Source organism: Tessaracoccus lapidicaptus, from assembly GCF_001693815.1.
GTDB lineage: Bacteria > Actinomycetota > Actinomycetes > Propionibacteriales > Propionibacteriaceae > Arachnia > Arachnia lapidicapta.
Genome location: NZ_MBQD01000022.1, coordinates 107,649 through 130,570 on the forward strand (window position 1 = coordinate 107,649; position 22,922 = coordinate 130,570).

The 22,922-nt window shown below is 71.9% G+C and carries 19 protein-coding genes; 10 read left to right on the forward strand and 9 right to left on the reverse strand.

Features of this window, described 5'->3' with window-relative positions; genetic code table 11:
* Window positions 1-13: 13 nt before the first annotated feature.
* Window positions 14-286, reverse strand: coding sequence for a hypothetical protein (locus tag BCR15_RS08970; protein ID WP_068751860.1), 273 nt, complete (start codon window positions 284-286; stop codon window positions 14-16).
* Window positions 283-5,865: an ATP-binding protein gene (locus BCR15_RS08975; protein WP_068751861.1), complete on the reverse strand. Its 5,583-nt coding sequence runs from the start codon at window positions 5,863-5,865 to the stop codon at window positions 283-285. The genes BCR15_RS08970 and BCR15_RS08975 overlap by 4 nt, the downstream gene beginning before the upstream one ends.
* A gap of 258 nt (window positions 5,866-6,123) precedes the next feature.
* Between BCR15_RS08975 and BCR15_RS08980 the strand changes: the two genes are divergently transcribed.
* On the forward strand, window positions 6,124-6,732 hold the full coding sequence (locus BCR15_RS08980) for an NAD(P)-dependent oxidoreductase (protein WP_068751862.1): 609 nt from the start codon (window positions 6,124-6,126) through the stop codon (window positions 6,730-6,732).
* Window positions 6,733-6,811: 79 nt separating this feature from the next.
* Here the strand turns inward: BCR15_RS08980 and BCR15_RS08985 are convergent, their stop codons facing one another.
* Entirely contained in the window at window positions 6,812-8,512 is a 1,701-nt protein-coding gene (locus BCR15_RS08985; protein ID WP_068751863.1) for a fumarate hydratase, read from the reverse strand.
* A gap of 112 nt (window positions 8,513-8,624) precedes the next feature.
* Between BCR15_RS08985 and BCR15_RS08990 the strand changes: the two genes are divergently transcribed.
* From BCR15_RS08990 to BCR15_RS09025, 8 genes are all read left to right on the forward strand, one after another.
* Complete coding sequence (locus tag BCR15_RS08990) at window positions 8,625-9,353, forward strand: SDR family oxidoreductase (RefSeq protein WP_068751864.1); 729 nt, start codon at window positions 8,625-8,627, stop codon at window positions 9,351-9,353.
* A 45-nt stretch (window positions 9,354-9,398) separates the two neighbouring features.
* Window positions 9,399-9,815: a hypothetical protein gene (locus BCR15_RS08995; protein WP_068751865.1), complete on the forward strand. Its 417-nt coding sequence runs from the start codon at window positions 9,399-9,401 to the stop codon at window positions 9,813-9,815.
* A 169-nt stretch (window positions 9,816-9,984) separates the two neighbouring features.
* Entirely contained in the window at window positions 9,985-11,568 is a 1,584-nt protein-coding gene (locus BCR15_RS09000) for an ABC-F family ATP-binding cassette domain-containing protein (protein WP_228383361.1), read from the forward strand.
* On the forward strand, window positions 11,558-12,625 hold the full coding sequence (locus BCR15_RS09005) for a serine hydrolase domain-containing protein (protein WP_068751867.1): 1,068 nt from the start codon (window positions 11,558-11,560) through the stop codon (window positions 12,623-12,625). The genes BCR15_RS09000 and BCR15_RS09005 overlap by 11 nt, the downstream gene beginning before the upstream one ends.
* Before the next feature lie 30 nt (window positions 12,626-12,655).
* Window positions 12,656-13,732, forward strand: a complete 1,077-nt coding sequence (locus BCR15_RS09010) for a branched-chain amino acid aminotransferase (RefSeq protein ID WP_068751868.1) — start codon at window positions 12,656-12,658, stop codon at window positions 13,730-13,732.
* Window positions 13,733-13,748: 16 nt separating this feature from the next.
* The gene (locus BCR15_RS09015; RefSeq protein ID WP_068751869.1) at window positions 13,749-14,282 is read left to right on the forward strand and encodes a hypothetical protein; all 534 of its coding nucleotides are present in this window, start codon (window positions 13,749-13,751) and stop codon (window positions 14,280-14,282) included.
* 67 nt (window positions 14,283-14,349) lie between these two features.
* A complete protein-coding gene (locus BCR15_RS09020) occupies window positions 14,350-15,504 on the forward strand; it encodes an LLM class flavin-dependent oxidoreductase (protein WP_068751870.1) in 1,155 nt (384 codons plus the stop codon).
* Between the two features lie 11 nt (window positions 15,505-15,515).
* On the forward strand, window positions 15,516-16,112 hold the full coding sequence (locus BCR15_RS09025) for a CE1759 family FMN reductase (protein WP_068751871.1): 597 nt from the start codon (window positions 15,516-15,518) through the stop codon (window positions 16,110-16,112).
* Between the two features lies 1 nt (window position 16,113).
* On the opposite strand, the gene BCR15_RS09030 is transcribed toward BCR15_RS09025, so the two are convergent.
* Genes BCR15_RS09030 through BCR15_RS09050 form a run of 5 tightly spaced genes read right to left on the reverse strand, consistent with a single transcriptional unit; the run spans window position 16,114 to window position 20,208 of the window.
* Complete coding sequence (locus tag BCR15_RS09030; RefSeq protein WP_068751872.1) at window positions 16,114-16,578, reverse strand: hypothetical protein; 465 nt, start codon at window positions 16,576-16,578, stop codon at window positions 16,114-16,116.
* Window positions 16,579-16,610: 32 nt separating this feature from the next.
* Window positions 16,611-17,513, reverse strand: a complete 903-nt coding sequence (mshB, locus tag BCR15_RS09035) for an N-acetyl-1-D-myo-inositol-2-amino-2-deoxy-alpha-D-glucopyranoside deacetylase (protein WP_197971734.1) — start codon at window positions 17,511-17,513, stop codon at window positions 16,611-16,613.
* Between the two features lie 44 nt (window positions 17,514-17,557).
* On the reverse strand, window positions 17,558-18,193 hold the full coding sequence (locus BCR15_RS09040) for an HAD-IA family hydrolase (RefSeq protein ID WP_068751874.1): 636 nt from the start codon (window positions 18,191-18,193) through the stop codon (window positions 17,558-17,560).
* A gap of 18 nt (window positions 18,194-18,211) precedes the next feature.
* Window positions 18,212-19,216: a Gfo/Idh/MocA family protein gene (locus BCR15_RS09045; protein WP_068751875.1), complete on the reverse strand. Its 1,005-nt coding sequence runs from the start codon at window positions 19,214-19,216 to the stop codon at window positions 18,212-18,214.
* Window positions 19,213-20,208 carry a Gfo/Idh/MocA family oxidoreductase gene (locus BCR15_RS09050; RefSeq protein WP_068751876.1) on the reverse strand — a complete coding sequence of 332 codons (996 nt, stop codon included), beginning with the start codon at window positions 20,206-20,208 and terminating at the stop codon, window positions 19,213-19,215. The genes BCR15_RS09045 and BCR15_RS09050 overlap by 4 nt, the downstream gene beginning before the upstream one ends.
* Before the next feature lie 81 nt (window positions 20,209-20,289).
* Between BCR15_RS09050 and BCR15_RS09055 the strand changes: the two genes are divergently transcribed.
* Complete coding sequence (locus tag BCR15_RS09055) at window positions 20,290-20,919, forward strand: cation efflux transmembrane domain-containing protein (protein ID WP_228383362.1); 630 nt, start codon at window positions 20,290-20,292, stop codon at window positions 20,917-20,919.
* A gap of 220 nt (window positions 20,920-21,139) precedes the next feature.
* Here BCR15_RS09055 and BCR15_RS09060 read toward each other — a convergent pair whose 3' ends face one another.
* Complete coding sequence (locus BCR15_RS09060; RefSeq protein WP_068751877.1) at window positions 21,140-22,912, reverse strand: DUF5671 domain-containing protein; 1,773 nt, start codon at window positions 22,910-22,912, stop codon at window positions 21,140-21,142.
* Window positions 22,913-22,922: the final 10 nt, after the last annotated feature.

Here is a 22,922-nt window from a genome sequence, read left to right on the forward strand (position 1 = left end):
GGGGCGGCAGGCGTCAGCCGCGGTCGAGCATCGAGCGGATCGCCCCGACGGTGGCCGCGCGCCCGTCCGCCCACCGCGGCTCATCGTCGGACAGCAGCGCCAGCATCCCGGTGAGCTCGTCGGACGCCAGCTGATGCAGGCGTTCGAGCGCCGCGCGACCCGACGGCCGCGTCGGCAACGCGGCCTCGACGGCGGCCGCCCCCTCGTCGGTCGTCACCCCGTTGGCGAGGATCCCGGCCCAGAACAGCCAGGTCCGGGTCTCCTCCCACAGCTCGTCGTCGGTCACCTGGCGTGGGCCTCGATCACCTCGACGATCGACGGCCGCAGCTCCGCCGGCGCGATCACGCGGTCCACGGAGCCGACCGCCACCGCGCGGTGGATGTTGTGCACACCGTCGAACTCCGCTGCGATCTCCGAGATCTTCTCCGCCCGCACCGCGGCGCGGACATCGGCCAACTCCACCTGCAGTTCGGCCCGCTGCTCGGGTGCCGCGTCACGCAGCGCGGCCTCCAGCTCCGCGACCCGAGGATCGGCCGCCGTCCGCTTCGCGACGTCGCCGGCGAACACCACCGCCGCCGCCGGAGCGCCGCCGATGACGGAGGCGAACGACCCCTCGATGGCGAGCACCGTCATGTTCTCGTTGAGCCGCTTGGAGAACACGACGAACGCGCCGCCGTGGTAGCGCGAGATGACGACGAAGACGATGGGCCCGTCGAAGTTCACGATGGCCCGCCCGATCTCGGCGCCGTACTCCAGCTGGAGGTTACGCATCGACTCGGGCGAGCCGTCGAACCCGGACAGGTTCGCAAGCACCACGAGCGGCCGGTTGCCCGACGCGGCGTTGATCGCGCGGGCCACCTTCTTCGACGACCGCGGGAACAGCGTGCCGCCCGTGAAGGTGTCGGGGCCGTCGGCGGGCGGGAAGCCCGCCCGCGACACGGGCATCGACTCGATGCCCACGACGCTGACCGAGTGCCCGCCGATCCGGGCGTCGACCACGACCGCGGTCTCCGCCTCCGCCATGCCGGCCCAGCGCTCTACGCGCGGGTGGTCCTGGTCGCACACCGCCGCGATGACGGTGCGGATGTCGAACGGCTTCTTCCGGTCCGGGTTGTGCTCGCGGGAGAAGATCTGCCCGACGGTCGCGAAGTCCGTGCCGAGGTTGTGCGGGTAGTCGGACACGTCCCGATCCACCGGGTCGCCCGTCACCGCCCGGCGGGGCGCCGTCTCGCCCGGCGCGACGTACGTGTGGTCGTAGTGCGACATGAGGATGCCCATGGCCGCGCCCAGGTCCTTGGCCCAGTACTGCGCCTGCCCGTTGGGCCCCATCACGCGGTCGTAGCCGCCGATGCCGAAGTTGTCCTCGGCCGACACACCGCCCGAGAAGTCCAGCGACTGCTTGCCGGTCAACACCATCGCGGAATCGGGCGTCATGACGAGGATGCCCTTGGTGTGCATCAGCATCGTGGCCTCGGCGTTCCAGTACGGCTGGGCGCCGACGTTGATGCCCGCGACCACGACGTTGATCTCCCCGCCCGCCTGGGTGAACTCGACGATGCGGCGCAGCGCGGCCCCCACCCAGTCCATGTTCTCGGTGCCGGACTCCATGGAGATCCGGGCCCCGGAGCTGAGGGTGAACCACTCGACGGGCACGCCCGTCTCCTCGGCGAGGTCGAGCGCGGCCATGATGCGCGAGCACTCGGGCTCCGCGACGGCGCCCAGGCCCTTCGTCGGGTCGCCCGACAACACGATGCGCGTCACGCCCTCCGGGTGCAGCGCCGTCGGCGTGGTCACCTTGGCGACGATGATGCCGGCCTTGTTCCGGCCCGGCGCGCGGTCCACCTCGACGAGGCGGCCCGAGTCGTCCAGGTCCAACTCGGCGAGGGAGCCGCCCGGGCCGGCGAGGGTCGCGGACAGCTCGTAGGGGTAGACCAGGCCGCGACGGCGGGCGCGCACGACCTTCCCGGCGTAGTCGTCGAGCGGCTTGAGCGGCTCGGTCGGGGGCGGGGTCACCGTGGTGGTGACGCCGGCGCCGGGCTGTGCGTGGAAGCGGACGGCGAGGGGGATCGTGTGTCGCCCCGTCGCCGACCCTTCGCGACGCTCGCCCGCGTCGGGTGCGTCGTCGCGGAACGGGGGTCGCACGAAGCGGCCCTGGCAGAGGACCTCCTCGATGCCCGCGCCGTCGGACAGCGGCGTGATCCGGTCCTGCAGCGGCGTGATGTCGTCGATGTCGAGATCGATCTCGGGCCAGACGTGCACCCACACGTGGTTCATATCCAGCTTCGAGCCGGCCTTCCCGCGCGCGGACCGGGTCCGGCGGATCGCCTCCAGGCAGTTGGCGACGGAGCGCTCCGCGTGGGGCAGCCCGATGAGGCGGCCGTCGGCGTCGCGCACGACCGCCAGCTGCCGGACCTGCGCCATCGCGACGAGGCGACGGTCGTCGGGGTTGGCCTTGGCGACGCAGTCGAACAGCAGCACGTCGGCGGGGGCGTCGAGGCGCGTGATGTCGAAGTCGCGGAGGCGCCACAGGTCGAGGCGCCGCCCCACCATAGGGGGCAGGCCGCGGATCTTCTCGTCCTCGACGATCTCGCCGTGCGGGAAGCGGAAGGTGCGGTACTCGACGGCCCCGTCGGCCGTGCAGACGCCCACCGCGACCCGCGTCACGGCGTCGTCCCACGACCACGAGCGCAGCCGCGCCAGCAGCTCCGTGCCCAGCGCCTCTGGATCCGGCCGTTCGGGCCAGAGCACGTAGAGCTCGACGACCGCGTCGTACCCGGGCGTGCGCGCCGCGACCTGGCTCGCCACCAGCGACTCCAGCGGACCGCCGGCGGCCATCTCTTCGGCGAGCCCGACGGTGCCGACGAACCGGCGCGGCCGCTCGCCCAGCATGTAGTCGCCCAGCACGACGGAGCGCCCGCCGACCGTCAGCCGCTGCACGCCGCTGAGGTCGTAGTCGGTGTAGTACTTCCGCAGGAGGACCTCGAGCATCGGCTCATGCGCCGGGACCCCGCGACCCAGCCGCGTGGCGAGGAAGTTCGCCGTCCACTCGGGGATCGCGGCGAGCCGGGCGATGCGCTCGTCGTAGTCAGCGGCGTCGGGGGCGGCGGCCAGGGCCTCCACCTCGTCGCCGACCCCCGCGACGATGGCCGCGCGCTCCGCGTCCACCTGCGGCTGATCGAACCAGCGGAACCGCACGGAGCGGGCGAGGTCGCCGACGGCCGGGAACCGCAGCTGGGTGGCGCGCACCAGGCGCTCGAGTTGGGCCCGGGCGTTGACGGCGCGGTCGGCGTCGGGCGCGGGCTCGCTGATCCAGCGGTCGAGGAGGCCCAGGATGAGCGGGACGTCGGACGCGACGCGCTTCTGCGCGAGGAAGATCCGGAACACGGCTGCCTCGAGGGCCGGGGTCCGGTCCAGGGACTCGACGCCGTAGTGACGCAGCGCCGCCGCGAGCCGGTCCACGAACTGCGTCGGCAGCCCGGCCCGGTCGACGTCCAGCGTGGTCAGGTAGCGGTGGAAGTGCTCGCGGTCCGAGTGGACCCGCAGTTCGGTGTTGGCCTGCTCGCCGAACGGCCGGTTGCGGCTGAGTTCGGCGAGGTCCGCGAACAACGTCACCAGGCCGATCTCACCGGACAGGACGTCCGCGCCGGCGGCGCGGGCCTCGTCGCGGGCCTCCAGGTAGCTCGGCAGGGTCTTGGCCGAGGGGTCGACGTCAAAGCCCATGAGCGTGGCGGACAGGTCCGACAGCAGCCGCGCGGCGCGCTCGGCCGGGTCGGCCACGGGCGGGCAGGTGGGGATCTCGACGGCGGGCACGTCGGCGGCGGCGGAGGCGTCGCCCCCGTTGCCGAGCGGCTCGAGGCGCACCAGCGGCGCCATCGACTCGACCTGCGAGCCCGTCATGACCAGCAGTTCCTTCACGCGGCCGGCGAAGGGCGCGTGGATGGCGGTCTCCATCTTCATGGATTCGAGCACGATGACGGGGGCGCCGGCCTCGACCTCGTCACCGACGGCCACCGGGGTGGCGACGACCAGCGCCGGTGCGGGGGAGCGCAGCACGCCGCCCTCGTCGCGGGAGACGCGGTGCGTCACGCCGTCGACCTCGATGAGGTGGATGGGGCCGTGCGTGGCGGAGATGATGCGATGACGGCGCCCGCCGACGACCGCGCGTCCGTGGACCTCGTCCAGGCGGTGCAGTTCCGCCTCGGTGCTGGTGCCGTCGACCACGACGCGGTAGCGCCCAGGTGCGGTCGCGAATGCGGTGACCGTGTGGACGGCGCCGCGGAGCTTGAGGTCCACCAGCAGGCCCGACTTGTGCTGCGTCTGCGGGCGGCCGCCGTGCGCGGTCGTCAGCAGGCGGTCCGTCTCGATGGCGGTGGTCTCCTCATACGCCTCGATGGCCGCGATGACGAGCGCGACGCCGGCGTGCTCGTCGGCGATGAGGCCGCCCTCGGCGCGGGTGCGGTCGATCCATCCGGTGTCGGCCCACTCGAAGGGCTCGTCGACGGCGCCCGCGGCGGCGCGGCGCGGGGCGTCGCCCTGCAGGCGCGGTCCCACGACCTCCGGCTGCTGCAGCAGCTCCAGGATGAAGCTCTTGTTCGTCGCGCCGCCCTCGATCACGACGGTGGTCTCGGCCATGGCGCGGCGCAGGCGGCCGAGCGCCTCGTCGCGGGTGCGGCCGTGGGCGATGATCTTGGCGATCATGGAGTCGAAGTCGGCGGGGATGGAGTCGCCCTCCGCGACGCCGGTGTCGACGCGGATGCCGGGGCCCGCCGGCAGGTCGAGGCGGGCGATGAGGCCGGGGGCGGGGGCGAAGTCGCGGTCCGGATCCTCGGCGTTCAGGCGGGCCTCGACGGCGTGCCCGAACTCGGTGGGCCGCTCCTCGAGCGCGCCGCCGGCCGCGACATGGATCTGGGCCTTGACCAGGTCGAAGTCGTTGGTGACCTCGGTGATGGGGTGCTCCACCTGCAGGCGGGTGTTGACCTCGAGGAAGGCGAACATCTTCTCGCCGGGGTGGTAGAGGAACTCGACGGTGCCCGCGCCGCGGTACCCGACCGCCAGCGCCAGGCGCTCGGCGGCGGCCTTGAGCTCATCGGTCTGCTCGGGCGCCAGGAGCGGGGAGGCGGACTCCTCGATGATCTTCTGGTTGCGTCGCTGGACGGTGCAGTCGCGGACCCCGATGGCCCAGGCGTTGCCGTGGGAGTCGGCGATCACCTGCACCTCGACGTGACGGGCGCCGGTGACCAGCTTCTCGAGGAACACGACGCCGGAGCCGAACGCGCGTTCCGCCTCGTCGCGGGTGCGCTGGTAGGCGTCGGCGAGCTCGTCGGCCGAGGTCACCTTGCGGATGCCGCGGCCACCGCCGCCCGCCGTCGCCTTGAGCATGAGGGGATAGCCCACGCGCTCGGCGGCCTCGAGGGCCTCGTCGAGCGTGTCGACGCCGCCGCGGGACCATGGCGCCACCGGGACGCCCACCTCCTCGGCGATGAGCTTGGAGCCGATCTTGTCGCCCAGCTTGCGCATCGCATCGCCCGACGGGCCGATGAAGGTGATGCCGAGGGACTCGACGAGGTCGGCGAACGCGGCGTCCTCCGCGACGAAGCCCCACCCGACCCAGACCGCGTCCGCGCGGGCTTCGGTCAGCACCCGGGCCAGGAGCTCGTGGTTCAGGTAGGGCCGCTCGGCGGCCGGGCCCAGCGGGTAGGCCTCGTCGGCCTCGCGGGCGAACATGGCGGAGCGCTCGGCGTCGGTGTACAGCGCGATGGTGGCGATGGGATCGCGGTCGGGGTGCTCGGCATTGAGGTCGCGCACCGCGTGGATGAGCCGCATGGCGGCTTCTCCGCGGTTGACGATGGCGATGCGTCGGAACACCGGTACCTCCTCGGGTGGGCGAGCGCCCGGGTCGGGCTGACTGCCAATTTCGCATCCTTTGCCTGAGCGCGCGAGTCGGCGCGGCCGATTGCCGCCCGATTGGCCGTCGAGCATCGCGCGCGCTCAAGGGCGCACGGAAATCCTTGTGGGGTTTCCACAAGCGCCCCGGTGTTCGCCGTGGGCTGTTCCGGGGCGCGTTCCGCGGGCTGCGCGGGGGGGTAGGCTGTCCCGGTAGTCAAAAGTTCAAGGAGTTTGCCCATGAGGATCGCCATCATCGGGGCCACGGGGATGGTCGGGTCGCGCATCGCGGCCGAGGCCGTGCAGCGGGGCCATGAAGTCGTCGCCTACAGCCGCTCGGGGGGGCGGGTCGACCGCGCCGTCGAGAGCCGGACCCTCGACCTCGGGGACACTGCCGCCGTCGTCGCGGCCGGCGAGGACGCGGACGCGGCCGTCGTTGCCGTGCCGCCGGACCGCACCGGCGGCTCGCACGAGCCCACCCTGGCCGCCCACCGGGCCCTCATCGCCGCGGCACCCGCGACGCGCCTGCTCATCGTCGGCGGGGCGGGGTCGCTCGAGGTCGAGGGAGGATCGCGGCTGAAGGACCTGCCCGGGTTCCCGCCCGAGTACTACCCGGAGGCCGACACCTTCACGACCGTCCTCGAGGAGTACCGCGCGTCGTCGGGCCTCGACTGGACGCTGCTCTCGCCCGCGCCGGTCATCTCCCCGGGTGAGCGGACCGGGTCCTACGTCGTCGGCGGGGACTCGCCTGTGGGCGACACGATCAGCGCGGAGGACTTCGCCGTCGCCGTGGTGGACGAGCTGGAGGAGCCCAAGCATCGGGGGCGCCGGTTCGCCGTCGCCAACTGAGCACCTGGTCGGGACCCTTCGAGACGCGTGTCGCCGTCCGGCGGCGACACGCTCCTCAGGCATTCGGATGGGGCCAGGATCAGAGGCCGACGCGCTTCGGGATCGTCAGCGCGATCGGCTTGTTCACCTCGGCGAAGAAGTCGTTGCCCTTGTCGTCGACGATGATGAAGGCCGGGAAGTCCTCGACCTCGATCCGCCACACCGCCTCCATGCCGAGTTCCTCGTATTCGACGACCTCGACGTGGCGGATGCAGTCCTGCGCCAGGCGGGCCGCCGGGCCGCCGATCGAGCCGAGGTAGAACCCGCCGTGGGCGTTGCAGGCGTCGGTGACGGCCTTGGAGCGGTTGCCCTTCGCGAGCATCACCATGGAGCCGCCCGCCGCCTGGAACTGGTCGACGTAGGAGTCCATGCGTCCCGCCGTCGTCGGGCCGAACGAGCCCGACGCCATGCCCTCGGGCGTCTTCGCGGGCCCGGCGTAGTAGACGGGGTGGTCCTTGAGGTACTGCGGCATGGGCTCCCCGGCGTCGAGGCGCTCCTTGATCTTGGCGTGCGCGATGTCGCGGGCGACGATCAGTGGGCCGTTGAGCATGACGCGCGTCTTGACCGGGTGCCTGCGCAGCTCGTCGAGGATCTCCGGCATGGGCCGGTTGAGGTCGATGCGGACCGCGGCGCCCTGGCCGGTGCCGGTGATGCCGTCGGTCTGCGCGTCGAGCTCCTCGTCGACGTGCTCGGGCATGAAGCGGGCGGGGTCGAACTCGAGCTGCTCGATGAACACGCCGTCCGGGGTGATCTTGCCCAGGCACTGCCGGTCCGCGGAGCAGCTGACGGCGATCGCGACCGGCAGCGACGCGCCGTGGCGCGGCAGCCGGATGACGCGGACGTCGTGGCAGAAGTACTTGCCGCCGAACTGCGCGCCGATGCCGAGCTTGCGGGTGAGTTCGAGGACCTCGTTCTCCAGCTCCACGTCGCGGAAGCCGTTGGCCGCCATCGAGCCCTCCGTGGGCAGCGTGTCGAGGTACTTCGCGGAGGCGTACTTCGCGGTCTTCAGCGCGAACTCGGCCGACGTCCCGCCGACCACGATCGCCAGGTGGTAGGGCGGGCAGGCCGCGGTGCCGAGCGAGCGGAGCTTCTCCTCCAGGAAGGTCATCATCGACGCGGGGTTCAGGACAGCCTTCGTCTCCTGGTACAGGTAGCTCTTGTTCGCCGAACCGCCGCCCTTGGCCATGAACAGGAACTTGTAGGAGTTCTCGTGACCGACCGCCGTGTCGGCGTACAGCTCGATCTGCGCGGGCAGGTTGGAGCCGGTGTTCTTCTCCTCCCACATGGTCAGCGGCGCGTTCTGCGAGTAGCGGAGGTTGAGCGTGGTGTAGGCGTTGAACACGCCCATCGACAGGGGACGCTCGTCGGTGCCCTCGGTGAGCACCTGCTGGCCGCGCTTGCCCATGATGATCGCGGTGCCGGTGTCCTGGCACATCGGGAGCACGCCCCCGGCGGCGATGTTGGCGTTCTTCATGAGGTCCAGGGCCACGAACTTGTCGTTGGGGGAGGCCTCGGGGTCGTCGAGGATGGTGCGCAGCTGCTGCAGGTGCGCGGGGCGCAGGTAGTGCGCGATGTCGTGCATGGCCGTCTCGGCCAGCAGCGTCAGCGCCTCGGGCGCGACCTTGAGGAACCGCCGCCCCTCGGGCCCCTCCACCGTCTCCACACCCTCGGTGGTGAGCAGCCGGTAGGGCGTCTCGTCGTGCCCGATCGGCAGCATGTCGACGTAGCGGAACTCGGGCATGGGACCTCCCTCAGCGAACGGTCCGACCAGTCTCGCAGACCGGTTCGCAGCGACCCACGGTGGGGGTCGTTTGGGGGTAACGCCGGGCCCGCGCGGGGAGTAGTTTCGTCCCATGACGATGTTCAGGCTGGACGGGAAGCACGCGCTCGTGACCGGCGCGAGCCGGGGGATCGGGTTCGAGGCCGCGCGGCAGCTGCGCGAGCTCGGCGCCGAGGTGACCATCGCGGCCAGACGGCCGGAGGAGTTGCGCGCCGCGGCCGAACGCATCGGCGCCCGCTGGGTGCCCGCCGACGTCAGCCGCCTCGTCGACGTGCAGCGGGCGGTCGACGCGGCGGGCGACGTTGACATTCTGGTCAGCAACGCCGGAGGGCCGCCGCCCGGGCTGCCGAGCCAGGTGGACGAGGAGGCGTGGGCCACCGGCTTCGAGACGACGTTCATGTCGACGGTGCGGCTCGTCGACGGCGTCCTGGCCGGCATGCGGGAGCGCGGCTGGGGCCGGATCATCGCCATCACGAGCCTGACGGTGCGCCGCCCTGCGCTGAACCTGCCCGTCAGCAACGCCATGCGGGCAGCGGTGACCAACCACCTGCGCACGCTGTCGCTGGAGGTCGCCGCCGACGGCGTGACGTGCAACGCCGTCGCGCCCGGCTACACCGCCACCGAGCGGCTCAAGCGCCTCCACTCCGACGCCGCCGAGGCGCGCCGCGTGCAGGAGTCCATCCCGGCGCGGCGCTTCGGGGCCCCGGCCGAGGTGGCCGCCGCGATCGCGTTCCTGGCGTCGAACGAGGCGGCGTACATCACGGGCCAGGAGATCGTGGTCGACGGCGGCTTCACGATCTGATCGGCCCGGGGTGTCGCGAGCGGCGGACCCGTCTAGGCTGACGGCGTGGCGGAGGAACTGAGCGACAGGCAGCGGGCGGCCCGGATCAGGCACGAACTGAGCCAGGGGCACGCCCGAGCCGAGGCCGCCCAGGCGAAGGTGCTCATCGACGGGTTCATCGCGGAGGCGCGGGCCCGGGGCATCGAGCCGCGGCCGCTCAAGGCAACGCTGCTCAGCGGCCACGTCGTCAAGTCAGACAAGGTCGGCTGGTACCTGCGCAACAACCACTCCGTGGCCATCGACGTCGACGGCAACTACTACACGATGACCGTGCCCGGCGGGCTCATGGAGCGGGTGCGCGGCGTGAAGCTGGAGCCGACGCTCGCGCCGCTGGTCATCGGCCGCGGCGGCCGGGACGGCGAGACGGGCGACCTCAAGGAGTTCCTGGCCTGGGTGCTCGCCGGCGAGATCAAGCAGGACTGAGCACCCCACACTGCTGCCCCGCCGCGCCTTTCGTGGCATCATGGGCGGGTCGTGTCCCCGCCCGAGGAGAGAACCGCGATGACAGATCTGATCGGCACCGCCGCCCTGCGCTGACGCCGTCGAGCCCCCGCTCCGGTCTCAGCGCACCCGCTGATCGATCGGAGTTCTGGTGTTTTCTGTCACGTTCAACCACGTCCGCCTCGCCTGGCCGGACGGCTCCCCCTGCCTCGACGACGTCACGCTCGCCTTCTCGCCGGGTGTGACGGGCATCGTCGGCGACAACGGGTCGGGGAAGTCCACCCTGCTCCGGCTCATCACCGGCGAGCTGACCCCGACGGCGGGGAGCGTCACCGTGGACGGGGCGGTCGGGGTCCTGCCGCAGAACCTGATCCTGCGCACCGACGACACCGTCGCGGAGCTGCTGGGCATCCGGGCCCGCGTCGACGCCCTGCGGGCCATTGTGGCCGGAGACGTCGATCCCGCCCACTTCGACGCGGTGGGCGACGACTGGGACGTCGAAGCCCGCGCCGTCGCGGAGTTGGCGGGCGTCGGGCTGGACCTTGACCTCGACCGCCCGGTGGGCACTCTCTCCGGTGGTGAGGCGATGCTCGTGGCGCTCGTCGGCCTCGCGGTCCGGCGCCTCGACGTCGTGCTGCTCGACGAACCCACCAACAACCTCGACCGCGACACCCGGGCCCGCGTCTACGACCTCCTGTCACGCTGGCGCGGGACGCTCGTCGTCGTCAGTCACGACGTCGCGCTGCTGCGCCGCGTCCACCAGATCGTCGAGGTCCGCGGCGGTGGGGTCGCGGTGTTCGGCGGGGGGTGGGACGTCTACCGCGAGTCGGTCGCGATCGCGCAGGAGGCCGCCCAGCGCGCCCTCCGGACGGCGGAGCAGCAGGTGCGGACCGAGCGCCGGCAGAAGATCGAGGCCGAGAAGCGCCTAGCCAGACGGGAGAACGCCGGCAAGCCGGCGGCTGAGCGCGGGGTCAGCAAGGCCGCCCGCGACTTCTACGCCAACCGCTCCGAGAAGGCGGTGGGGAAGGCCCGTGGCGAGTTCGACGCCAAGATCGCCGCGGCCAGGTCCGCCGTCGACGATGCCGAGGCCAGGGTGCGCGACGACGACCGGGTCCGCATCGACCTGCCCGACCCTGGTGTCGGAGCCGGACGGCGGCTGGCGGAGATCGTCGACGCCGCCGGGACCGCGCACGTCATGCAGGGCCCGGAACGCGTCGCGCTCGTCGGCCCCAACGGCGTGGGAAAGACGAGGCTGGTGGAGTCGCTGGTGAGATCGATCAGCGCCCGCGTCGGCTACCTGCCGCAGCGCCTGGACCACCTCGACGACGCGCTTCCCGTCCTCGACTGCGTCCGCGCCGCGGCCCCCGCCGTCGAGCCCGCGACGATCCGCAACCGCCTGGCCCGCTTCGGCCTGCGGGGCGACTCCGTCCTTCGCCCGCTCGGCACTCTCTCCGGCGGCGAGCGGTTCCGGGCCGCGCTCGCCGCCCTGCTGCTGGCCGAGCCGCCGGCGCAGCTCCTGATCCTCGACGAACCCACCAACAACCTCGACCTCGCCACCGTCGAGGTCCTCGTCGACGCACTGGCCGGGTACCGCGGCGGGCTGCTCGTCGTGTCGCACGACGACGAGTTCCTCGCGAGGCTGGGCGCGGTCCGGACCCTGGTCCTCGGCTCGGACGGGACACTGGTAGAAGGCCACGATGCGGCGCGGAGAGAGAGGAACGACGATGGACATTAACCTCACCGGCCTGGACGGGGCCCTGGCGCAGCGCTCGTTCACGGGCGTGATCGCCGTGTACGCGGACGGGCGTCGCGTCGCGGAACGATGCGCGGGCTACCGTCATCGCGCGCATCGCGTGCCCATGACCATCGACACCCGGATCGCGGTGGCAAGCGGATCCAAGGCCTTCACCGCCCTGGCCGTCATGCGGCTGGTGGACGACGGGCGGCTCCGGCTCGACCAGCCCGTTCGGGAGATGCTCGGGGCGGATCTCCCGCTGATCGACGCAGCCGTGACGGTCGAGCACCTCCTCACCCACACGTCGGGGATCGGCGACTATCTCGACGAGGACGGTGACTGGGAGGTCTCGGATCACGTCCTCACGGTCCCCGTCCACACCCTCACGACGGCCGAGGCGTTCCTCCCCCTCCTCGACGGTCACGCGCAGCGGTCGCGGCCCGGGGAGCGCTTCTCCTACTGCAACAGCGGCTACATGATCCTCGGCGTCATCCTGGAGCGGATCACCGGCGACACCTACCACGAGGCGGTCACCCGGCTCGTCCTCGAACCGGCCGGGCTCACCCGGACGGGTTTCCTGCCCCTCAACGAGCTCCCCGCGGATGCGGCGGTCGGCTACATCCATGACGAGGGCGACCTCGCCAACACCCTCCACCTACCGGTCCTCGGCAATGCCGACGGCGGAGCATTCACCACCGCTCACGACCTGCACCAGTTCTGGACGGCGTTCCTGGACGGACGGATCGTCGCCGTGGACACCGTCGCCGCGATGACGCGGCCGCGACACGACGTCCCCGGCGAAGGGCTGCGGTACGCGATGGGCTTCTGGGTCCACCCGACCCGTGACGTCCTCATCCTCGAGGGCTACGACGCCGGGGCCTCCTTCCGGTCCAGCCACGCCCCGGTCCATGGGCTCACGGTGAGCGTGCTCGGCAACAGCTCGGAGGGCGCCTGGCCGGTGATCGGCGCGGTCGCGGGCCTGCTCGACGCCGCGCTCCAGCACGCCGACGAGGTGGGCGATCCCCCCAGCGGCGCTGACGTGGACCGCCCGCGATAGCGCGCGCAGCGCGGTCTACCATCAGTGACCATGGCCATGTTCTCGCTCACCCGCACCACGACCCCCACCTCGGACGCCGCCCGGCTCGCGGCGCTCGCCGACCCCGGGTTCGGCCGCTACTACGTGGACCACATGGCGATCATCGACTACCAGGCCGGCGACGGCTGGCAGGAGCCCCGCATCGTGCCCATGAGCGAGTGGGCGCTGCACCCCGCCGCGGCGGTCCTGCACTACGGCCAGGAGATCTTCGAGGGCCTCAAGGCCTACCGCCGCGACGACGACTCGGTCTGGCTGTTCCGCCCCGAGCGCAACGCCGCGCGGTTCGTCCAGTCCGCGAAGCGCATGGGCATGGCCGTCCTGCCGGAGGAGCTGTTCCTGGCGTCGGTCAACGAGCTCGTCGAGCTGGAGCGCGACTGGGTCCCCGTCGGCGAGAACGAGCAGAGCCTCTACCTGCGGCCGTTCATGATCGCGTCCGAGCCGTACCTGGGCGTGCGGGAGGCGAACACCTACCGCTTCGCCGTCATCGCGACCCCGGCCGGCCCGTACTACTCGGAGCCGGTCAAGCTGTGGATCACCCCGAACTACACGCGCGCGGCTCCCGGCGGAACCGGCACAGCGAAGTGCGGCGGCAACTACGCGGCCAGCCTGGTCGCCACGCAGGAGGCCGCGGCCAACGGCTGCGGCCAGGTCCTGTGGACCGACGGCGCCGAGCACAAGTGGGTCGAGGAGTGCGGCACGATGAACATCATGTTCGTCACCGACGACGGCCAGCTCCTCACGCCGTCGCTCGGCTCCATCCTCGCCGGCGTGACCCGCGAGTCCATCCTGGCCCTCGCCGCGGAGCACGGTTTGGAGGCCGTCGAGCGGCCCATCTCGGTGGACGAGGTCCTCGACGGCGTGGAGTCCGGCCGCATCCCCGAGGTGTTCGCGTGCGGCACGGCCGCCGTCGTCACCCCGATCACCGGGTTCAACTCGCCGGACCGCGGCGTCCAGACCGTGGCCGACGGCACGCCGGGCACCAAGACGCGCGAGATCCGCCAGCACCTGGTGGACATCCAGTTCGGGCGGGCCGAGGACAAGTTCGGCTGGACCCGGAAGGTCGGCTGACCAGGCCCGTGACGTCATGAGCATCCCCCCGCCGCCGCGACGCCGGCCGTGGGCCCCGGCCCTGGCTGCGGTCGGGGCGGGGCTGCTCGTCGTGGCCGTGGCGCTCGGCGTGTGGGTGGGCCGGGGCTTCAGCGAGATGGTCCCCGCGCCGTCGGACATCAAGACCGTCGCCGGTGACACCGTCGTCACCATCGACGACGGCGAGACCCTCATCCTGTACGCCCCGCGGCGCATGATGCCGACCTGCGACATCACCGGCCCCACCGAGCAGGTGCCCGACATCGAGCTGCGCGGCGCCACCTACTCGTTCCCGGTCGACGGCGTGTCCTACGAGTCGATCGCGAAGATCGGCGGGTCGGGCCAACCGGCGGGCGAGTACACGGTGGCGTGCGTCGAGGACGGGCTGATCGTCGCGCCGCCGCTGGACGTCGGCCACATCGTCGCCGTCGTGTTCGCGCTGCTGGGCGTCTTGGCCATCGGCGGCCTCGGGGTGGTGGCGGTCGTCGTCGGACTGGTCGTCCGGCAGATGAACAGGCACCGCACCGCCTGAGGAATAGTTTCACTTTCAACTTGTTGTGTTACCGTAGACAGGCACACAACAGGGTTGGGAGCACCACATGCAGTTCGGCATCTTCACCATCGGCGACGTCACCACGGACCCCACCACGGGCCGCACGCCGTCGGAGCACGAGCGCATCCGCGCCACGGTCGAACTGGCGAAGAAGGCTGAGGAGGCGGACCTCGACGTCTTCGCCACGGGCGAGCACCACAACCCGCCCTTCGTGGCGCCCGGCAACCCGCCGATCCTCATGGCCTACCTCGCGGCGGCCACCGAGCGGCTGATCCTCTCGACGGCGACCACGCTCATCACGACCAACGATCCGGTCCGCCTCGCCGAGGACTACGCCTACGTCCAGCACCTCTCCGGCGGCCGCGTCGACCTCATGATGGGGCGCGGCAACACCGGCCCCGTCTACCCGTGGTTCGGCAAGGACATCCGCGACGGCATCGCCTTGGCGGTCGAGAACTACGCGCTGCTGCACCAGCTGTGGCGCGAGGACGTCGTGACGTGGGAGGGACGGTTCCGCACCCCGCTGCACGGCTTCACCGCGACCCCGCGGCCGCTCGACGGCGTGCCGCCGTTCGTGTGGCACGGCTCGATCCGCTCGCCCGAGATCGCCGAGCAGGCCGCGTACTACGGCGACGGCTTCTTCCACAACAACATCTTCTGGCCGTCCAGCCACACGCGCCGCATGGTGGACCTGTACCGCCGTCGCTTCGAGCACTACGGCCACGGCCGCGCCGACCAGGCCATCGTCGGGCTCGGCGGGCAGGTGTTCATGCGGAAGAACTCCCAGGATGCCGTGCGCGAGTTCCGCCCCTACTTCGACCACGCCCCCGTCTACGGCGGCGGCCCGTCGCTGGAGGAGTTCACGCGCGAGACGCCGCTGACCGTCGGCTCCCCGCAGCAGGTCATCGAGCGGGTCCTGGGCTTCCGCGAATACGTGGGCGACTACCAGCGCCAGCTGTTCCTCATGGACCACGCGGGCCTGCCGCAGAAGACCGTCCTCGAGCAGATCGACATGCTCGGCGAGGAGGTCGTGCCCGTGCTGCGCAAGGAGTTCGCGGCGCTGAAGCCGGCCCACGTGCCGGACGCGCCGACGCACGCGTCGCTGGTCGCGGCCCGCGGGGCCGTGGCGGCGCCGGAGCGGACCGAACCGTCGGTCGACCGCTGGACCGGCACCCGCGCCGAAGACGACAACAAGCTCTGAGGAAGGACCCCATGTCTCGCATCGTCGTGATCTCCGGCGGCCTCGGCACGCCGTCGTCCACCCGTGTCCTCGCCGACGACATCCTCGCCCACCTCCGCGACGACCTCGCCGCCCGCGGCGAGACGCTGGAGGAGACCGTCGTCGAGCTGCGCGAGCTCGCGCACCCCGTCATGGACGCGATGCTCACCGGCTTCCCGACCGGGGAGTTGGCCCGCGTCGTCGACGCCGTGGCCGAGGCCGACGCGCTGGTCGTCGTCTCCCCGACCTTCTCCGCCTCCATCAGCGGGTTGGTGAAGAGCTTCTTCGACATCCTGGAACCGGACACGCTCGCCGGCACGCCCGTGCTGCTGGCCGCGACCGGCGGCACCGAGCGGCACTCGCTGATGCTGGAGTTCGCGATGCGGCCGCTGTTCAGCTACCTCGGCGCCGAGCCGGTGCGCACGGCGATCTTCGCCGCGACCGCCGACTTCGGAGCGGGGTCCGCTGCCTTGCGAACGCGCGTGGCGAGGGGTTCGGCGGAACTCGCCGACGCCGTCGCGGGCGCCGGGCGTCGATCCTCACGGGAGACCGCGGGGTTCGTCGACTTCCAGCAGCTGCTCGCCGGCTGAGTCAGCCCTGCGGCTGGGCGAGCGCCTCCGCCATCGATTCGGGCCCCCAGGTCAGGATCTGGGCCGACGGGATGGCCATGAGCATGACCGCGTTGCCGTTGCCGACCCACACCGTGGTGTCCGGCGACGGCGTCGCGAAGACCTCGTAACCGGACTCCTCCGCGCTGGCGCGCACGGCCTCCAGCACCGCGGCCGGATCCTCGTCGGCGACCATGACGCTCACCTCGTCGGCGCTGGTCACCAGCGAGTCCTCGGGCAGGCGGATGCCGACGGGTACCCGCACGGTCTGCGGGCCCACCGTGATCTCCTCGGTGTTCACCTCGCCGGTGAACACCTCGCCCGACAGCTGCGCCTCCGAGGATGTGGCCGGGACGGGAGTGGCGCTGGGCGCCGACCCGTCGTCGGCGCACGCCGTGACGGCGAGCGCGAGGATCGCGAGGACGGCGGCACTGACCCGGGAACGCATGCCGTCCACTCTAGAGGCCGGTGGCCGACCGATCAGCAGGCGGCGGCCTCGTCGTCCAGGCCGGCGAACAGGCAGGTCGCGGGCGCGTCGCTCTCGGGGAACGGCTCCCCTGCCCCCAGCAGGTAGGCCTCGCCGGAGCCCGGCAACTCCTGCATGATCCGGTAGAACTGCCAGAATGGATGCTCGATGTCGACCTGGCTGCGGTGCGCGCCCAGCGCCCGTCGGCACACCCCGAGCCAGGGTGCCGTCTCGATCACCGCGACGATCTGAGCGGGGTCAGGGCCGAAACTGTCGGCGCCGCGCTCCTCCTCGGGCCACAGCTCGAGTCCGCGCTCCTTGGCGATGGCGTAGGCCTCCACCCAGCGCTGCGTGTTGTGCGTGTTCCACACGATCCGCTGGATGCGCCACGGCGCGCCGAGGTCCGGCCGGTGCGACGGCGACGCTGCGAGCACGCTGGCGTACATCAGCACCCGGTGCGCCTGGATGTGGTCGGGGTGGCCGTAGTTGCCGTGCGGGTCGTAGGTGACGGCGACCTGTGGCCGGCGGTCCCGGATGACCTCCACCAGGTGGTCCGCGGCCTCGAGGAGGTCGGCTCGCCAGAACGCGTTGTCCGGCATGGTGTCGGGGACGGCCGCGCGGCCGTCGGGCCCGGTGGTCATGCCGGAGTCGTGGTAGCGGCCCGGCCCGCCGAGGTACACGTGGTCGTTGACCCCCACCTCGCGGAGGGCCTCGTCGATCTCCGACATGCGGTGTTGGCCGAGCTCGGCAGGCGTGTAGTGCTGCCACTCGGGGAGCATGATCTCGCCCAGCTCGCCCAGGGTGCAGGTCACGAGCGTGACCTGGCCGCCCTCGTCCAGGTAGCGCGCCATGGTGGCGACGGACTGGCTGGACTCGTCGTCGGGGTGGGCGTGGACGAGAAGAAGTCGGTGGTTCACGGCGGACAGTCTACGCGCCCTGCCGAGGGTAATCCAAGCTTCAACTACCGGGCTGGTGCGAGCCCGAGCAGCGGACGGAGCTCGTCGAGGGTTGCGACGGAGTGGTCCGCCTCGTCGTCGACGGGGGCCTCGGGCGACTCCAGCGTCGCGGTGGCGAGCCCCGCGCCGGCGGCCGCCTCGGCGTCGATGGGGCGGTCACCGACCGCCAGGCACTGGGCGGGATCGAGGCCGTGCCGCTCCAGCATCGCGCGGTACATCGCCGGGTCCGGCTTGCGCGGATAGCCGTCGGCGGTGGAGATCAGGTCGTCGACCTCCAGGCCGATCCCGGTGAGCAGGGACTCGGCGCTGGTGCGGTCGCGATGCGTCACGACGAGGTTGAGGCCGCCGGCAGCGCGCACGTCGTGCAGCAGGGCTGCGGCGCCGGGCATCGCGGGGGCCGGGGTGGCCCGCCAGCGGGCCTTCAGCGCCTCCTCCGCGGCTTCGAACGCGGCCTCCGGTACGCCGAAGCGTGCAGAGAGGTGCGCAACGGCGTGCCCCGTCGACACCCGCGTCAGCCGCGACACCTCGTGGACGTCGACCGAGCCGCCGTGATCGGCGACGACCGCAGCCAGCGCACGGTCGAGCTGCGGGTAGGTGTCGACGAGGGTGCCCCCCATGTCCCAGAACACGTGTCGGTACATGGCACCCAAGCCTAGGCGTCAGGGGAGCGGGTCGCCCATGAGATCGCGGGCCCGCTCCATCAACGCGATGGTGCTCAGGGTGGCGTCCAACGGCCGGAGGGGGGACTCGGTCAGGCCGGCGCCGATGCAGCGCGCCACCTCGACCGCCTCGTGGAACAGGCCCACGTGCGCGACGCGCTCCTCCTCCCAGCGCAGGACCTCGCCGTCGCGGAACCGCACCTCGACGGGGCCCGGGTGGTAGAACGGCCCGTCGAGGACCAGCGTCGCGTCCGAGCCCGCGATGACGGCGGTGGTGGGGGTGTCGGCGACCATCGACGCGTGCACCGTCACCTGCCGCGCGGCGTCGTCGGTGAGGAGGGCGGCGAACTGGCCGACGGAGCCCGTGGCGTGGCGCTGCCCGGTGGCCGCGACGACGTCGAGGCCGGGGAGCACCCAGTCCACGAACATGAGCGGGTAGGTGCCCAGGTCGTTCATCGCGCCGCCGGCCTGCGCCGGGTCCATGGCGCGGTGGTGGTCGACGAGGTACTCGCCCATCTCCGCGGACACGGACTCGATGGTGCCCAGCAGGCCGGAGTCGAGGACCTGACGCACGACGTCGTAGCGCGGCAGGGCAAGCGTCCACAGCGCCTCCATGCAGAACAGGCCGCGGGTGCGGGCCAGCTCGACGAGCGCGGCGGTGTCCGCCAGCCGCGGGGTCATCGGCTTCTCGACCAGGACCGCCTTCCCGGCCTCGAGCGCGAGCCGCGCGTGCTCCAGGTGGTCCAGGTGACCGGTGGCGACGTAGACGACGTCGACATCCGCCGCGACCAGGTCCTCGTAGGACCCGAAGGCCGCATCGATGCCGAACTGGTCGGCGAACTCCCGCGACCGCCCCATCGTGCGCGACCCCACCGCGACCACCCGTTGGGCAGTGTTGGCGAGGAGAGTGGAGACGAACTGGTGGGCGATCCAGCCGGTGCCGAGGATGCCCCAGCGCAGGCTGGGCACCTCGCCGGCGGGTCGCGGCTCGGGGAGCCGCCTCACCGATCGACCTCGACGAACCGCCCACCCGAGTACATCGACTCGACGACGGCCTCGCCGACCAGCGTGGCCCGCTCGGCGTCCGCGAGGGTGGCCAGCGTCGACGGGCGTCCGGCGCGCACGGCGTCGACCCACTCCTGCAGCTCGAGGCGGTAGGCGTCGGCGAACCGGGGCCGCCAGTCGGCCGCCAGCGGCGTCGACGTGGCCAGGTCCGCGTTGACGAGCAGTTTCGCGGGCTCAGCCAGGGTCAGCACCCCGGTCTCGCAGACCGCGTCGCACCGGATGTCGTAGCCGTAGCGGGCATTGAGGAAGACCTCGACGGTGCTGAGCGATCCGTCGGCGGTGCGCACCAGGATGAGGAACGGGTCGGCGAGGTCGACGGCCGTCGAGCTGGGGTGTCCCGCGTGCCAGGCGACCTCGGTGATGGGGGCGTCCAGCAGCCACGGGATGAGGTCGAGGTCGTGGATGGCGGAGTTGAACACGACGCTCTCGTTGGTGGCGCCGGGGCCGGACGTGACGCCGCGGCCGACGGAGTGGATCATCAGCGGGCGACCGTGCCGGCGGGAGCGCAGCGCGTCCTTCATCTGCACGTAGCCGGGGTCGAAGCGGCGCATGAAGCCGACGGCGACGCGCGGCACGTCGTCGCCCACCGTCCGGCGGTGGTGCGCGATGACGTCGCCGCAGGTGGCGGAGTCATAGGCGAGGGGCTTCTCGACGAGGACGTGCTTGCCGGCGTCGAGGCAGGCCTTCACCTGGTCGGCGTGCAGGAAGTCCGGCGAGGCGATGACCACGGCGGCCACGTCGTCGGCCGTGATCAGCTGCTGCGGATCCTCGTACACGCGGGCGCCGGCGATGCCGGCGATGGCCGCTTCGGCGCGCGCTTTGTCCGGATCAGCGATGGCGACGACGGTGGCGCCGGAGATGAACCGATGGAGATTCTGAGCGTGATCGGCGCCCATGATTCCTGCGCCGATGACCCCGATGGAGAGACTCATTTGTCCTGACCTTTCTTGGGTGATCCCAGCGTACGCGATCCGTCGTCGGTGGGGAAGAGGCCGGACGGTAGCGTGTCCGCCGTGCACGAGATCGACCCCACCCGCGTCCGCGCGCTGAAGCGCACAGTCCTCATCGTCGCCCTGCTGAACCTGGGCTACTTCTTCGTTGAGAACGCCGTGGCGCTGGCCATCGGGTCGGTGTCGCTGTTCGCGGACTCCGTCGACTTCCTCGAGGACACGGCCGTCAACCTGCTGATCTTCCTCGCGCTGGGGTGGCCGCTCGCGCACCGCTCGGTCGCCGGCAAGGTGATGGCCGGGGTGATCCTCGTGCCCGCCGTCGCCGCGTTGTGGCAGGCGATCGCGAAGTTCCAGAACCCGGAGGCGCCGGATCCGCTGTCGCTGGTCCTCACCGCCGGAGGCGCCGTCGTCGTCAACACCATCTGCGCTGTGCTCTTGCTGCGGCAGCGCGACCACGGCGGCTCGATGACGCGCGCCGCGTGGCTGGCTGCCCGCAACGACGTGATCATCAACATCGGGATCATCGTCATGGGCGTGGTGACCCTGACCCTGGTGCGCAACGGCTGGCCGGACGTCGTCCTCGGCCTCGGCATCGTCGCGTTGAATCTGCGCGCGGCGAAGGAGGTCTGGGAGGTCGCGGAGGAGGAGAACCTGGCGGCCAAGGCGTTGGCCGGCGAGGTCGACGACGACTGACCCCCGTCGGTGTGCCGCTGGCGCTGCTCCCGCCGGCCGTCGCGCTCGGGGATTGAGCCTGACACGCGGTCCCGGGGCCGTGGTTGAGCCTGACACGCGGTCCGGGGGCCGTGGTTGAGCCTGATCCACGGATCGACGAGGATGTCAGCGCTATCAGACCGAATTCGCGCGTTGAGCCTTGCCGCAGGCTCAAACCATTCAGCCAGACCGCGTGTCAGGCTCAACGCACCTCGCCAGACCGCGTGTCAGGCTCATCGACGGCGGGCTCGGCCACGGCGGGGGCGACGAACGCCCGACGCCCCGACAGGTCCACCGGGATCACCCGGTAGCCTCCACCGTCGGCGACCACGACCACATCCGCACCCGGGTACTCGCCCAAGGTCGCGGCCAACCCCGCGAGATCCCACGGGGCCGCGGCCGCATCCAGCCGGCCCCACACCTCGACGCGCGAGCTCGTCGCCCGCGTCAGCTCCCGATCCAACTCCGGCCCGACGGCGCCCACGAGCACGACGCTCCGGGGGCCGGTCACCCGCACGGTCGCGCCGGCCGCGCGATCCTGCCGGAACACCGCCCCGTGGTACGCCGAGACGGCGGCGGCGCCCACCAGCGTCCCCAGCCCGTAACGCGACGACCGCAGCGTGACCCCGCTGACGGACCCCGCGACGACGTCCTGCAGCACGATCACCGCGACGGCGATCAGCGCCACCACCGCGGCGATCCCGGCCAGCCCGAACAGCACCACCAGGTAGACACGGCGCGTCGGCGACACCAGCTCAGAGTCCGGCGACACGGCCGCCGCGCGCCGGACCCGCGACCAGAAGATCCACCACACCGGCACCCCCACCACGAGGAGGGTCACCGCGGCCAACAGCGTGTTCATGACCGTCATGCCGACGTCCACGCCGGGCGTCAGCGCCTCGATGAGGCTCACCAGCACCGTGCCCACCCCGACGGCGGCCGCGGCCAGACCGATGCCGGCCACGAGGTACTCGTACACGCGGCGGGGTTCGGTTCGCCCCTCGGCGGTGCCGAGGACGGTGCGGTGGTACCACCACACCACCAGGCCGACGACGACCGCCGCGGCCTCGACCGCCGCGCTGTCGAAGTGCTGCGTGGCCGACGATCCCTGCCGGTCACCGACGAACCACACCAGCACGCTCCACAGCAGCCGGCTGCCGCCGACCAGCGCCATGATGAGCCCACCGCCGACACCCAGCGGGAGGACGACCGCCAGCCAGAGCGGCCGACGGGGCAGCCGGATCGCCGCCGTCGCCCAGTAGCGGACCCACAGCAGTCCGCCGGCCAGGACCGCGCCGAGCGACTCGCCCAGCACCCCGAGCGGCCGGCCGTAGCGCTCGAGCCCCAGGAGCAGATCCAGCGATCCACCGAGCGTGTTGACCAGCCCGGCGACCCCCATGACCAGCCCCAGCACGGAGCCCAGCAGAAGGTGAGGGGTGTTGCGGTCGCCGTCGAGCGTGCGTCTGGCGAGCCACCAGTGCACGGCCCACACGGCGGTCCAGGTCAGCACCACCGCGACGCCGTCGGCGTCGAGGTCACCGTCGCCGAGGGCCGCGAAACCCACCTGCGGCAGGGCCGTCGCCGCGACGAACGCCGCGACCAGTGCGGCCAGCGTCACGTAGGCGATGTAGAGACCCGAATCGCGTTCGGCGGGGTCGAGGCGGTGGGAGCGGCGGGTGGCCCACGCCAGCACGGCCAGCAGGGGACCGCCGACGAAGACGAACGCCAGTCCCCGGGCCAGCTCGGCGTCGGGATCCACCCACTCGGGCACGTCGGCGCCGAGCAGCATCCCGAGCAGCTCCGCGACCCCGATGGCGACGACCATCACGAGCGCGAAGAGCAGGACGTACTGGAAGAAGCGCCTGACGCTGCGGGCGTCGATGCCCGGCCCGCGCCGTCGTGCGGCGGCGACGACCAGCACGATCAGCCCCACGATCAGCGCCAGGGTGAAGACCAGACTGAACACCTGGAACATGTCGGATCGC